This window comes from Streptomyces sp. H27-H1, assembly GCF_026627445.1.
GTDB lineage: Bacteria > Actinomycetota > Actinomycetes > Streptomycetales > Streptomycetaceae > Streptomyces.
The window spans coordinates 82,149-94,835 of the sequence record NZ_JAPNLJ010000024.1; the positions used below are offsets into that span (position 1 = coordinate 82,149).

Annotated in this window: 14 protein-coding genes and 1 pseudogene; 9 read left to right on the top strand and 6 right to left on the bottom strand. The window is 70.3% G+C overall.

The window, feature by feature from the left end:
* Positions 1-7: 7 nt before the first annotated feature.
* Complete coding sequence (locus tag OTB20_RS24810) at positions 8-757, bottom strand: CbtA family protein (RefSeq protein ID WP_267820752.1); 750 nt, start codon at positions 755-757, stop codon at positions 8-10.
* Positions 758-788: 31 nt separating this feature from the next.
* The gene (locus tag OTB20_RS24815) at positions 789-1,007 is read right to left on the bottom strand and encodes a CbtB domain-containing protein (RefSeq protein WP_267820754.1); all 219 of its coding nucleotides are present in this window, start codon (positions 1,005-1,007) and stop codon (positions 789-791) included.
* 275 nt (positions 1,008-1,282) lie between these two features.
* Here OTB20_RS24815 and OTB20_RS24820 point away from each other — a divergent pair, with 275 nt between their 5' ends.
* Positions 1,283-1,660, top strand: a complete 378-nt coding sequence (locus tag OTB20_RS24820; protein WP_267820756.1) for a histidine phosphatase family protein — start codon at positions 1,283-1,285, stop codon at positions 1,658-1,660.
* An 84-nt stretch (positions 1,661-1,744) separates the two neighbouring features.
* On the opposite strand, the gene pucL is transcribed toward OTB20_RS24820, so the two are convergent.
* The 4 genes and pseudogenes from pucL to OTB20_RS24835 all read right to left on the bottom strand — a co-directional run.
* Positions 1,745-2,662 (bottom strand): factor-independent urate hydroxylase, encoded by a 918-nt coding sequence (pucL, locus tag OTB20_RS24825; protein ID WP_267820758.1) that lies wholly within the window; start codon positions 2,660-2,662, stop codon positions 1,745-1,747.
* Positions 2,663-2,920: 258 nt separating this feature from the next.
* Entirely contained in the window at positions 2,921-4,282 is a 1,362-nt protein-coding gene (locus OTB20_RS24830; protein WP_267820760.1) for an aspartate aminotransferase family protein, read from the bottom strand.
* Positions 4,283-4,350: 68 nt separating this feature from the next.
* Positions 4,351-4,455 carry a hypothetical protein gene (locus tag OTB20_RS42510; RefSeq protein WP_324290415.1) on the bottom strand — a complete coding sequence of 35 codons (105 nt, stop codon included), beginning with the start codon at positions 4,453-4,455 and terminating at the stop codon, positions 4,351-4,353.
* A 116-nt stretch (positions 4,456-4,571) separates the two neighbouring features.
* A pseudogene (locus OTB20_RS24835) lies at positions 4,572-5,072 on the bottom strand (SDR family NAD(P)-dependent oxidoreductase); the annotation flags it as partial.
* Positions 5,073-5,175: 103 nt separating this feature from the next.
* Here OTB20_RS24835 and OTB20_RS24840 point away from each other — a divergent pair.
* From OTB20_RS24840 to OTB20_RS24875, 8 genes are all read left to right on the top strand, one after another.
* The gene (locus OTB20_RS24840) at positions 5,176-5,298 is read left to right on the top strand and encodes a hypothetical protein (protein WP_267820762.1); all 123 of its coding nucleotides are present in this window, start codon (positions 5,176-5,178) and stop codon (positions 5,296-5,298) included.
* Positions 5,295-5,384 (top strand): K(+)-transporting ATPase subunit F, encoded by a 90-nt coding sequence (gene kdpF / locus OTB20_RS24845; protein ID WP_267753022.1) that lies wholly within the window; start codon positions 5,295-5,297, stop codon positions 5,382-5,384. The genes OTB20_RS24840 and kdpF overlap by 4 nt, the downstream gene beginning before the upstream one ends.
* Positions 5,385-5,389: 5 nt before the next feature.
* Positions 5,390-7,069: a potassium-transporting ATPase subunit KdpA gene (gene kdpA / locus OTB20_RS24850; protein ID WP_267820764.1), complete on the top strand. Its 1,680-nt coding sequence runs from the start codon at positions 5,390-5,392 to the stop codon at positions 7,067-7,069.
* Complete coding sequence (gene kdpB / locus OTB20_RS24855) at positions 7,066-9,165, top strand: potassium-transporting ATPase subunit KdpB (protein WP_267820766.1); 2,100 nt, start codon at positions 7,066-7,068, stop codon at positions 9,163-9,165. Before kdpA ends, kdpB begins: the two co-directional genes overlap by 4 nt.
* Before the next feature lie 21 nt (positions 9,166-9,186).
* The gene (kdpC, locus tag OTB20_RS24860; RefSeq protein WP_267820768.1) at positions 9,187-9,819 is read left to right on the top strand and encodes a K(+)-transporting ATPase subunit C; all 633 of its coding nucleotides are present in this window, start codon (positions 9,187-9,189) and stop codon (positions 9,817-9,819) included.
* A gap of 134 nt (positions 9,820-9,953) precedes the next feature.
* Positions 9,954-10,895, top strand: a complete 942-nt coding sequence (locus tag OTB20_RS24865) for an SMP-30/gluconolactonase/LRE family protein (protein WP_267820770.1) — start codon at positions 9,954-9,956, stop codon at positions 10,893-10,895.
* 111 nt (positions 10,896-11,006) lie between these two features.
* Positions 11,007-11,540 (top strand): GNAT family N-acetyltransferase, encoded by a 534-nt coding sequence (locus OTB20_RS24870; protein ID WP_267820772.1) that lies wholly within the window; start codon positions 11,007-11,009, stop codon positions 11,538-11,540.
* Positions 11,541-11,902: 362 nt separating this feature from the next.
* Positions 11,903-12,571: a class F sortase gene (locus OTB20_RS24875; RefSeq protein WP_267820774.1), complete on the top strand. Its 669-nt coding sequence runs from the start codon at positions 11,903-11,905 to the stop codon at positions 12,569-12,571.
* Positions 12,572-12,687 lie beyond the last annotated feature (116 nt).

Below are 12,687 nucleotides of genomic sequence, written 5' to 3' on the forward strand. Positions count from 1 at the left end.
TAAGACGTCAACTCGCAGGCTGTACAGCCTCCTTGGGTGTGACAGCGGGGACAAGAGCCCGTTCGGCAAGAAATCCGAAAGCAAGGCCGAAAGTGGTCCACATCGCGGCCTGGATGGCGAGCGAGGCGAGCCGGAACTGCCAGACGAGCGCCGCCGGGAAGTCCGCCGGCACCTCGTTGACGCCGGGCAGGAGCGCGTAGGCGATGGCGACGGCCGCCACGAACGCGAGCGAGGCGGCGACCGAGGCGTTCCAGTTGCCCAGGCGCGGCGCGAGGCGCCGGCCCAGGATCAGGGCGGCCGCGGCGAGCAGCAGGCCGAGCGCGAGCATCAGGACGTAGAGGGTGGTCCGCTGGACCGTGGTCCCGGGATCTCCGACGGCCGGCGGATTGGCGGGGTACTTGAAGAACGGCACCAGGGTGACGGTGACGAACAGACCGCCGGCGACCAGCAGCGCCGTGGCCCGGGGGCCGAAGCGGCCGATCCGGCCCAGGGCGTAGCAGAAGACGAGCGCGGCGATGCCGCCGAGCGCGACCCCGTAGAGCAGGGTTCCGGTGCCCAGGCCGGCCGTGGCCTGCAGGGCCCGGCTGACCGGGGCGGCCTCGCCGCCGTGGTCGTGGGCGCCGGCTTCCTCGATGGCGATCGCCGCGTCCACCTGGGACTCACCGAGGCAGTACGCGACGAGGAAGGCCGCGGCTCCGGCCAGCAGGCCGGCGAGCATGCCCCGGACGAGGAGCACGCGGGGGGAAATGGGATTCATGGGTTGCTCGGTCCCCTTGCGGATCGGCGGATCAGTGGCAGGGGAAGCCGAGGAGGTGGCGGCCGTCGTGCATCCACTCGTGCACGGTGTCGCCTTCGAAGATCGCGGTGGCGCCCTGCTCGGCGCCGACGAGGTAGAGCAGGACCAGCATGAGGACGCCGACGAACAGCGCCCAAGGGGCCAGAGCGGAGAGGGAGATGGGTGTGACGGCCAGGGGGGCGGCAGTCGTGGGCACGGCGGAGTCGGCCATGGCAGGAACCTCCAGAGGGAACACGCGTCCCGGTCAGTGGTGCATGCGACGACGGTGGCGGGTCTGACTTTCCTCCCCTTGCGGGAGGATTCACAGTGGCGCGACCGTGCCGGATTCTCACCGGTTCTTCCGTCATACCGTCGTCTTGTCGTCCGTGACCGTACCGCGCTTACGCTGCCCTTATGAACCCCCCACTCGTACGAGTCCGGCTGGTGAGACCTTTCTCGAGCGCCGAGGACCGGCTGCCGCGGTTCCCCAGGGGGGATCCGGATGCTGTGCACGAGGGCCTGCGGGAGCAGGAGTTCGGCGCCTGGGCCGGGCGGCCCATGGACGAAGTGGCCGGTGAGGATCCCGCCGGGCTGCGGCAGTGGATGGCCGACACCGCCTACGCGCCCCCGGGCGGCGGGGAGTCGGTGGAGGCCCTGATCGCGCGGGTCGGCGTACACCTGGGCGCACTGGCGCCGGGGACGCACCGGGCGGTGGCAGGGCAGGGCGTCGTACGGGCGGCCGTGGTGTGGGCGCTGGAGCTGCCCGCGGCGGCCTTCTGGCGGCTCGACGTACGGCCGGGGTCGGTGACGATGCTGACGGGGCGCTCCGGGCGCTGGAACCTGCTCGTGGGGCAGGCGGAGAACCCCGACCGGCTTCCCGAGTGAGAACGCGCAGCGGCCCGGACCCCGCGAAGCGGTCCGGGCCGCACTACCGTCGAATCGGAGCGGGCGTTACGGGTGTTACAGGCGTTACGCCACGATCCAGTCGCTCGTCGCGATCACCGGCTGCACGCCGTCGCGGTGCACGGTGCCCTCGATGAGGCCGTACGGGCGGTCCGCCGCGAAGTAGACCTCGTTGTCGTTCTTGAGGCCGAAGGGCTCCAGGTCGACGAGGAAGTGGTGCTTGTTGGGGAGGTTCAGGCGCACCTCGTTGACCTTGGGGCAGTTGTCGAGCACGCGCTCGGCCATCTGGTTCAGGGTCTGCTGCAGCGAGTACGAGTAGGTCTCCGCGAAGGCTTCCAGCATGTTCTTGCGGACCTTCTTGTACGACTGGTCCCAGTCGTACTCGGCGTCGTCGCCGGCGAGCGCCGAGTGCGCCCAGCGCGCGGTGACCTTGGTCGCCAGGATGCGGTCGTACGCCTCCTGCAGCGTCGTGTACTTGTCCTTGATGAAGCCGTGGAACTCGGAGTTGGTCGAGTTCATCACGGTCAGGTCCTTCAGACCCGAGATCACCTGGAGACCGGTGGACTCGCTGTACGTGATCTGCGCGGTGCGGATCTCGGTGCCCTTGAGGGCGAAGGAGTGCTGCTCCTTGCGCGTCGGGACGGGGATCCGCTCCCAGACGTACTCCTCGATGCGGATCTGTGCCTCGCGGATCGGCTCCTGGGAGGAGACGAAGTGCTTGGCGAGGAGGATGCCGAAGGCCTCCGGCGAGGTGATGCCGTGCTCCTTGCCGAAGGCGTACACCGTGTTCTTGGTGGTGTCGGTGGGCAGGCAGTTGGCGTTGTCGCCGGTGAGGTGGACGTCGCGGAACTCGCCGCGCAGCGCGACGGAGACATTGAGGTCGCGGATCTCGCGCCAGGAACCCTCGCTGCCCTTGCGAGTGACCTTGACGATGCGGTTCTCGGCCTTGCCGTACTGGTTCTGGCCGAGGATGTGCTTGCTCATGCGCTGTATTCCTTCGGGTACTCGGGAACACGGAGTCCGGTTGTCCGGATCCCGTACGCCCGGCGTCCGGCGGACGCGCAGCCCGCCCCCCGCCGTTCGGTCACGTAGCCGGATCGTCACGTGGACCGCCCCGGGACTGACGTGCATCCCGGTCCGTAGGTGCTCGTTGATTCCAGCACGTTCACATGCTGTTAGGAATGACGCGAATCCTCCGAGAACAGGCACCCACGGATTGGGCGACCATACGATCCGGGCAGGTCAGACCGTGTGCGCATCGGCGACTGTCAGGGCTTCGTCGATGATCCTCAGCCCCTTCGCCACGTCCTCGGCCGATACGTTGCAGGGCGGCGCGACGTGGATGCGGTTCCCGGCGAGCAGCGGCCACAGGCCGGCCTTCTTCAGGGCCGCCCCGAACTCGGCCATCGGCGCGTTGTCGGCCCCGGCGGCGTTGTACGGCACCAGGGGCTCGCGCGTGGCCTTGTCCCGTACGAGCTCCAGTGCCCAGAAGGTGCCGAGCCCCCGGACCTCCCCGACGGACGGGTGGCGTTCGGCGATGGCGGCGAGGCCCGGCCCGAGCAGCTCCGCGCCGGTACGGGCGGACTGCTCGACGGTGCCCTCCTCCTCCATGACGTTGATCGTCGCGACGGCGGCGGCGCATGCCAGCACGTGCCCGGAGTACGTCAGTCCGCCCGGGTAGGGCCGGCGGGCGAAGGTGTCGGCGATGGCGGCCGAGATGGCGACCCCGCCGAGGGGGACGTATCCGCTGGTCACGCCCTTGGCGAAGCAGATGAGGTCGGGGGTTACGTCCCAGTGCTCGGAGGCGAACCACTTACCGGTCCGGCCGAAGCCGACCATGATCTCGTCGAGGATGAAGACGATGCCGTAGCGGTCGCAGAGCGCGCGGACTCCGGCCAGGTAGCCGTCGGGGTGCACGAACACGCCCGGGGCGCCGCCGACGGTCTCCAGGATGATCGCGGCGATGGACTGCGGCCCCTCGAAGACGATGGTGTCCTCCAGGTGCCGCAGCGCACGCTCGCACTCCTCGGCGGGGTTGGCCGCGTAGAAGGGCGAGCGGTAGGTGAAGGGGCCCCAGAAGTGCACGACGCCGGCGGTCGCGGAGTCGTTGCCGAAGCGGCGCGCGTCCCCGGTGAGGTTGATCGCGGTGGAGGTGGCGCCGTGGTACGAGCGGTACGCGGAGAGCACCTTGGGGCGGCCGGTGTGCACCCGGGCCATGCGGACGGCGTTCTCCACGGCCTCGGCGCCCGCGTTGGTGAAGAAGATCTTGTCGAGGTCGCCCGGGGTGCGCTCGGCGATCAGCCGCGCGGCCTCGGAGCGCACGTCGACGGCGAAGCCGGGCGCGACGGTGCAGAGCTTGGTGGCCTGCTCGGCGATGGCCGCGGCCACCTTCGGGTGCTGGTAGCCGATGTTCGTGTAGACGAGGGCGCTGGAGAAGTCGAGGAAGCGGTTGCCGTCGTAGTCCCAGAAGTAGGAGCCTTCGGCGCCGGCGACGGCGAGCGGGTCGATGAGCTCCTGGGCCGACCAGGAGTGGAAGACGTGCCCCCGGTCGTCGTCCTTCACGGTGGCTTTTGCGGCTGCGCGTGCGTCGGCTTCTGCGTTCATATTCCGAGGGTAGTTGTCCACGATGTGGAATCCGTTGGGGATGGGGACGGAGCCGGTCCGGGCCCGCGTCACACCACGTGCCGGCCGCCGTCGACGGTGAGCACGTCTCCGGTCGTGTAGGCGGCGTCGAGCAGGTAGAGCGCGGCCTCGGCCACGTCGTCCGGGGTGCCCACGCGGCGCAGCGGGGTGTTCTCCGTGATCCACTCCCGCGAGCTCTCCCAGACCTGGTCCTCGCCCTCGTACCAGGGGGGGTGTCGATCAGGCCGGGTGCGATCGCGTTCACCCGGACGCCGGGTCCGAGCTGGGAGGCCGGCAGCCGGGTCATGTGGTTGACCGCGGCCTTGCTGACGGCGTAGGGGATGGAGCTGCCCAGTGCGCGGGTCGCGGAGACCGAGGAGATGTTGATGATCGAGCCTGCCCCGGATTCCCGCAGGTGGGGGACGGCGGCGGTGATCATCTGCCAGGTGCCGACGACGTTGACCTCGAAGATCTCGCGCCAGGCGTCGGCGTCGGCGGCGTCCAGGTCGCCCAGCGGGATGAAGCGGGTGACGCCCGCGTTGTTTACCAGGATGTCGAGCCGTCCGTACGTGTCGATCGCCGCCGCGACGATCCGCCGCGCGTCGTCGGCGTCCGCGACGTCGCCCCGTACGTAGACCGCGTCGGGCAGTTCGGCGGCCAGCGCCTTGCCCGCGCTCTCGCTGCGCGCCGAGTGCAGGACCACGCGGATGCCGGCCGCGGCCAGCCGGCGGGCGATGCCGGCGCCGATGCCGGAGGAGGAACCGGTGATCACGGAAAGACCCCACCGCGTCAGGGACCCGTAAAACCCGACACACCTGGCGTATGGGGCCCGTCAAGGAAGCCTGTGACCAGCCGAAAAGGCGTTCCACTCAGAGGTGTCCGAAAAACGCACTCGAACCCTCCGGGAGCTCACGATGGCCGATCTGGCCTTCGTCGTCGCCACGATCGCGGTCTTCACGCTGGTGGTCCTCGTCGCCAAGGGGGTGGCCAAGCTGTGAACGCCGAAAACGTCGTCGGCCTGCTGGTCGCCCTCGCCCTACTGGGTTACCTCGTCGTCGCCCTCGTCTTCCCGGAGAGGTTCTAGCGCCGATGAGTCCCGTCCTGTCCGGAGTGCTCCAGCTCCTCGCGCTCGCCCTGGCCCTGGCCCTCGCCTATCACCCCCTGGGCGATTACATGGCCCGCGTCTACTCCTCCAAGAAGCACTACGCCCCCGAGAAGTGGATCTACAAGGCGGTCGGCGCCAATCCGAACGCCGAGATGCGCTGGCCCGCGTACCTGCGCTCGGTCCTCGCCTTCTCCGCGGTGAGCGTCCTCTTCCTCTACGCACTCCAGCGCCTGCAGGGCCACCTGCCCGGCTCGCTCGGCTTCGTCTCCATCAAGCCGGACCAGGCCTTCAACACGGCCGCCTCCTTCGTGTCGAACACGAACTGGCAGTCGTACTCCGGTGAGCAGGCCATGGGCCCGCTCGTGCAGACCGGCGGCCTGGCGGTGCAGAACTTCCTCTCCGCCGCCGTGGGCATGGCCGTCGCGGTGGCCCTCGTACGGGGCTTCGCGCGCTCCCGCACCGGCGAGCTCGGCAACTTCTGGTCGGACCTGGTGCGCGGCACCCTCCGCATCCTGCTGCCGCTGTCGGTGATCGCCGCGGTGGTGCTGGTGGCCTGCGGGGTCATCCAGAACTTCTCCGGCATCCACGAGGTCGGGCAGTTCGTAAACGGGCACGGTCCGGGGACGGCGCAGCAGTGGAACGGCGGGGCGGTCGCCTCGCAGGAGGCCATCAAGGTGCTGGGCACCAACGGAGGCGGCTACTTCAACGCCAACTCCGCCCACCCCTTCGAGAACCCGACCCCCTTCTCGAACCTCTTCGAAATCTTTCTGATCCTGCTCGTCCCCTTCGCCCTGACCCGCACCTTCGGCCGGATGGTCGGCTCGGTCCGCCAGGGCTACGCGATCCTCGCCACGATGGTCACCATCTGGATCGGTTTCACCGCCCTGATGATGTGGACCGAGTTCGCCCACCACGGACCGGCGCTGCAGGCCGCGGGCGGAGCGATGGAGGGCAAGGAGACCCGCTTCGGGATCGGCGCCTCCGCGATCTTCTCGGTCGCCACGACGCTGACCTCGACCGGCGCCGTCAACTCCTTCCACTCCTCCTACACCGGACTCGGCGGCGGCATCCAGCTGCTGGGCATGCAGCTCGGCGAGATCGCGCCCGGCGGCGTGGGCTCCGGCCTCTACGGCATGCTGATCATGGCGATCATCGCGGTGTTCCTCGCCGGCCTGATGGTCGGCCGCACCCCCGAGTACCTGGGCAAGAAGATCGGCACCCGCCAGATCAAGTTCGCGGCCTGCTACATCCTGATCACCCCGGCCCTGGTGCTCGGCTTCACCGCGCTGGCGATGGCCCTGCCCACCCCCGCGCACTCCATGTCCAACGGCGGCGCGCACGGCTTCTCCGAGGTCCTCTACGCCTACACCTCGGCCGGCAACAACAACGGCTCGGCCTTCGCGGGCCTGAACGCCAACACCCAGTGGTTCAACACGACCACCGGGCTCGCCATGCTGCTCGGCCGCTTCCTGCCGATGGTCTTCGTCCTGGCCCTGGCCGGCTCACTCGCCGAACAGCAGCCGGTCCCGGCCACCGCGGGCACCCTGCGCACCGAGAAGCCGCTCTTCACCTTCCTGCTCGTCGGCACGATCGTCATCGTCACGGGCCTCACCTACTTCCCGGCCCTGGCGCTGGGCCCGCTCGCTGAAGGGCTCGCCTCATGAGCACCGTCACCCCCACCCGAGCCCCGCACGGGGACCTGCCCAGCGGTCACAAGCCCGAGAAGGCCAAGATCGGCGGCGGCGTCTTCGACCCGAAGCAGCTGCTGAAGTCCTTCCCCGACGCGGTGTGCAAGCTCGACCCCCGGGTGATGGTCAAGTCCCCGGTCATGTTCGTGGTGCTGATCGGTTCCGTACTGACCACCGCACTGGCGATCTCCGACCCCGGCAGCCTCTTCGGCTGGGCGATCACCGCCTGGCTGTGGCTGACCACCATCTTCGCCAACCTCGCGGAGGCGGTCGCCGAGGGCCGCGGCAAGGCCCAGGCCGAAACCCTGCGCAAGGCCAAGACCGACACCGTCGCCCGACGCATGAACGGCTCCGCCCAGGAGCAGGTGCCGGGCACGGAGCTGCGGATCGGCGACCTCGTGGTCTGCGAGGCCGGCGACATCATCCCCGGCGACGGAGACGTGGTCGAAGGCGTCGCCTCGGTCGACGAGTCGGCGATCACAGGTGAATCGGCCCCGGTCATCCGCGAGTCGGGCGGCGACCGCTCCGCCGTCACCGGCGGCACCAAGGTGCTCTCCGACCGGATCGTCATCAAGATCACGACGAAGCCCGGCGAAACCTTCATCGACCGCATGATCAGCCTCGTCGAAGGCGCGGCCCGGCAGAAGACGCCCAACGAGATCGCGCTCAACATCCTGCTGGCCTCGCTGACGATCGTCTTCCTGCTCGCCGTCGTCACCCTCCAGCCGTTCGCGATGTACGCGCACGCCAAGCAGTCGATGATCGTGCTCACCGCACTGCTCGTCTGCCTCATCCCCACCACCATCGGGGCCCTGCTCTCCGCCATCGGCATCGCGGGCATGGACCGCCTGGTCCAGCGCAACGTCCTGGCCATGTCCGGCAGGGCCGTCGAAGCCGCGGGCGACGTATCGACCCTGCTGCTGGACAAGACCGGCACCATCACCCTCGGCAACCGCCAGGCCTCCGAGTTCGTCCCCGTGACCGGCGCGATCGCCGCCGAGCTGGCCGATGCCGCCCAGCTCTCCTCGCTGGCCGACGAGACCCCCGAGGGCCGCTCGATCGTGGTCCTCGCGAAGGAGAAGTACGGTCTGCGCGAACGCCACCAGGGTGAGCTGGCGGGCGCGGACTGGATCCCCTTCACCGCGCAGACCCGTATGTCGGGCGTGGACGCGGACGGCCGCAAGGTCCGCAAGGGCGCCGCGGGCTCCATCACCGCCTGGGTCCGCGAACAGGGAGGTACGGTCGCCCCGGACGCGAACACCGAGGTGGAGAAGATCTCCGGCGCCGGCGGCACTCCGCTGCTCGTCGCGGTCCAGGACGAGAAGGGCGCCCGGGTCCTGGGCGTCATCCACCTCAAGGACGTGGTCAAGGAGGGCATGCGCGAACGCTTCGACGAGCTGCGGCGCATGGGCATCAAGACCATCATGATCACCGGCGACAACCCGCTGACCGCCAAGGCCATCGCCGAAGAGGCGGGAGTCGACGACTTCCTCGCCGAGGCCACCCCCGAGGACAAGATGGCCCTCATCAAGCGGGAACAGGCCGGCGGAAAGCTCGTCGCGATGACCGGCGACGGCACCAACGACGCGCCGGCGCTCGCGCAGGCCGACGTGGGCGTGGCGATGAACACCGGCACCTCGGCCGCCAAGGAGGCCGGGAACATGGTGGACCTGGACTCCAACCCCACCAAGCTCATCGAGATCGTGGAGATCGGCAAGCAGTTGCTGATCACCCGCGGAGCGCTGACCACCTTCTCCATCGCCAACGACGTCGCGAAGTACTTCGCGATCATCCCGGCGATGTTCGCCGCGGTCTACCCGGGCCTGGACAAGCTCAACGTCATGGGCCTGCACTCGCCCGACTCCGCGATCCTCTCCGCCGTCATCTTCAACGCGCTGGTCATCATCGCCCTGGTCCCGCTCGCCCTGAAGGGCGTCCAGTACCGGCCCACCAGCGCCGACAGGATGCTGAGGCGAAACCTCACCCTCTACGGACTCGGCGGCCTGATCGCCCCGTTCATCGGCATCAAGCTCATCGACATGGCCGTCTCCCTCATCCCCGGGCTGCGCTGAATTAGGAATGTGCTGATCTCCATGAACAACTCCGTAGGCAACACCGCCCGCCTGCTCGGTGCCGGGCTCCGCGCCCTCCTCGTCCTCACCGTGCTGTGCGGGGTCCTCTACCCGCTCGCTATCACCGGCATCGCCCAGGCCGCCTTCGGCCACAAGGCCGACGGCTCCGAGGTCAAGGACGCGAGCGGCAAGGTCGTCGGCTCCTCCCTGATCGGCCAGTCGTACGGGGACGACCTGCGCTGGTTCCAGGGCCGCCCGGCGGCGGGACTCGGCAAGAACACCGTCAACGGCCAGTACGAGCTGCTGGTCTCCGGCGCCACCAACAAGGCGGCGGACAGCCCGGAACTGCTGAAGTCGGTGCGGGAGGCGCAGGCCAGGATCCTGCTCGACAACACCGTCCCGGGCTACGCCCCGCGGCTCTCCCAGATCCCGGCGGACGCGGTCACCTCCTCCGGCTCCGGCCTGGACCCGGCCATCTCCCCGGCCTACGCCGAACTCCAGACGGCCCGCGTGGCTCAGCGCAACGGGCTCCCGGTGGCGGAGGTCGCCAAGCTGGTGAAGGCCCACACCGAGGGCCGCACCCTCGGGTTCATGGGCGAGCCGCGCGTCAACGTCCTGGAGCTGAACACGGCGTTGAGGGGCCTGCGGCGGTGATGCGGAGGTACCGCGCACATAGGGTGTGATCCACAACTCTATCTTCGGAAATATATTGTGGGAGCTGTATCAGATCTTGCAGTGTTACCCCTGGGCCGAAGGAGATTCGGCTCAGGGGGATGAGGGGGAATCTCATGTACGAGATGTTCGACGACCGGTTCCGCACCGGACGGTGCATGAACGGGGACGACGCGCTGGAGGTCCTGCACACCGGCTGCCGCTGGGCCGAGGGACCCGTGTACGTACCCGCGTGGCGGCAGTTGGTCTGGAGCGACATCCCCAACGACCGGATGCTGCGGTGGGACGAGGAGACGGGGACCGTCGCCGTGTTCCGGCGCGGCGCCGGCCACACGAACGGCAACACCCTCGACGCGCAAGGCCGGTTGGTCACCTGTGAGCAGGGCAACCGCCGGGTGACACGGACCGAGCACAACGGCACGATCACGGTGCTGGCCGACCGCTGGCAGGGCAAGCGCCTGAACAGCCCGAACGACGCCGCGGTCAAGTCCGACGGCTCGATCTGGTTCTCCGACCCGGACTTCGGCATCACCAGCGACTACGAGGGCTACATCGCCGAGAGCGAGATCGGCTCCAACAACGTCTACCGCATCGATCCCCACACCGGTGAAGTACGCCTGGTCGCCGACTGCTTCGAGGCCCCGAACGGCCTCGTCTTCTCCCCCGACGAGCAGCAGCTCTTCGTCTCCGACACCCGGGGCGGCTGCATCCGGGTCTTCGACGTGCGCGAGGACGGCACCCTGTCGGACGGCAAGGTGTTCACAGAGGCCGCGGCCCGCCCCGGGGCCCGCTTCGACAACCTCCGCTTCGACGACGGCGGCCGGCTCTGGGCCGCCGCGATGAGCGACGGAGTGCACTGCTACGACCCCGACGGCACCCTGATCGGGCGGCTCGACGTCCCCGAGGCGGTCTCCAACATCGCCTGGGGCGGGGCCAAGCGCAACCGCATCTTCATCACCGCCGAGACCAGCCTCTACTCGGCGGTCATGGGCGTCACCGGCACCCACCCGACCGGACCGGGGCGCCGGCCCTGGCTGGACGGTGCCGGCCGGCCCTGAGATCCCGGTGCTGGACCAACCCCGGTGCCGGACCAATCCCGGTGCCGGACCAGCCCCGGTGCCGGATTAATCCCGGTGCCGGACGACGGCCCGCGCTGGCAGACTCCCCGCATGGACGCCACCGGCACGCCTGAACCCCCTCACCGCGTACGCGAGATGACCGAGCCCGACATCGAGGCCGTCTCCGCCGTACGCGTGAGCGGCTGGCGCTACGCCTACGCCGGGCTGATGCCGCAGTCGCACCTGGACGGCCTCAGCGCCACCGAGTACGCCGAGCGGCGGCGCGCGGCCTTCGCCGATCCGTCCAGCACCGTGACCAACCTCGTGGCCGAGGGCCCCGACGGCGCGGTCGTCGGGTGGGCCGCCTACGGCCCGGCGCAGGATGCGGAGCCGGGCGAGGGGGAGCTGTACGCCCTGTACGCGCGGCCCGACGTGATCGGTACCGGTGTCGGCCGCGCCCTGCTGACCGAGGTGCTGCGCCGCGCGCCCCATCCCGCGATCCGGCTGTGGGTGCTCGAGGGCAATGCCCGGGCGCGCCGCTTCTACGAGCGTGCCGGGTTCCGTCCCGACGGCGGTGTCCTCGTCGACGAGGTGGACGGCTTCCCGGTGCCCGAGGTCCGCTACCGCAGGGCCGCGGCGGCCTGAGCGGAGCGGCTGAGCGGAAGCGGCTGAGCGGAAGCGGCTGAGCGGAAGCGGCTGAGCGAGGCCCGGGCCTCGGTGGCTGAGCGAGGCCCGGGCCTCGGCGACCGTCACCGGACCTCGGCGGCCGCTCCGACGCGCTGACACGCCCAAGGTCCGCCCCTGCCGTTCTCACCCGTTCGGGCGTACGGCCCCCACTCCTGGTCCGCCCGCGCCCCACCCGCCTCCAGCTGCGAAGACGTAGCCGAGGGAGGGTGAGATGGGAATGACTTGCCGTCAGTTCGCCGTGTTACGCACCCCAGCGGGGGGCGGCGGAGGGTCCACTGCTCTCGGGACCGGCCGCCCGAGCCGGACCAGGAGGGATTCCCATGCCCCGCGCCAAGTGGGTGGTCGGCGTACTGACGGTGGCTCTGCTGTGCACCGGCCTAGGGGTGTTGCGCAGCACCGAAGGCGGCCGGCCGGCCGCCCCGAGCGCGGGCGACGCCTTGCCCTCACGGGTGCTGGGGCTGTCCGGCCCCCGCCGGCTGGCCCGCCAGTTGGAGCACTCCGGCGGGCACACCGCCGGCAAGGACTCCCGGCGGCCCGGACGGTCGGGAACCACGGCCCTGCCCGCGGCAGTGCCGCTGCGCCTCGTCATCCCCGGCCTGGAAATGGACGTACCGCTGACGGGCGGCACCCCGCCCGGCGGGGATGCCTGGCCCCAGGGGCCGAGCACGGCGGACGGCGGGCCCGGCGCCGCCGACGCCAAGCCGCCCGTCCCGGACAGCGCGGTCTGGGACTCCGCGGGCCCGGCCCCGGGCGCGGCCGGCACCGCGGTGGTCTCCGGGGACATTCCCCGGCTCGGCGAACTCCGGCGCGGGCAGACGATCGAGGTCCCGCGCGCCGACCGGCGTACGGCCGTGTTCACCGTGTCCCGGGTCTCCCCCGCCGGGATCTCCGGACGGGGCGGGCCGTCCGGCCGGGCCCAACTACGGCTGACCAGCGGCGAAACCGCCGTCCTGGCCCGCCTCACGGGCCACCGCCGCACCCCCCGCTGACCCCGGGGCGGCCCCCGGGTCAGCGGACACCCCCTGCGGCCACCTGTCAGCCGTGGGGGGTGTCTTCGTCCCCCGGTCGGGGGACGCTGCGCTCCCGTCCGGGAGTTGGCCCGCAT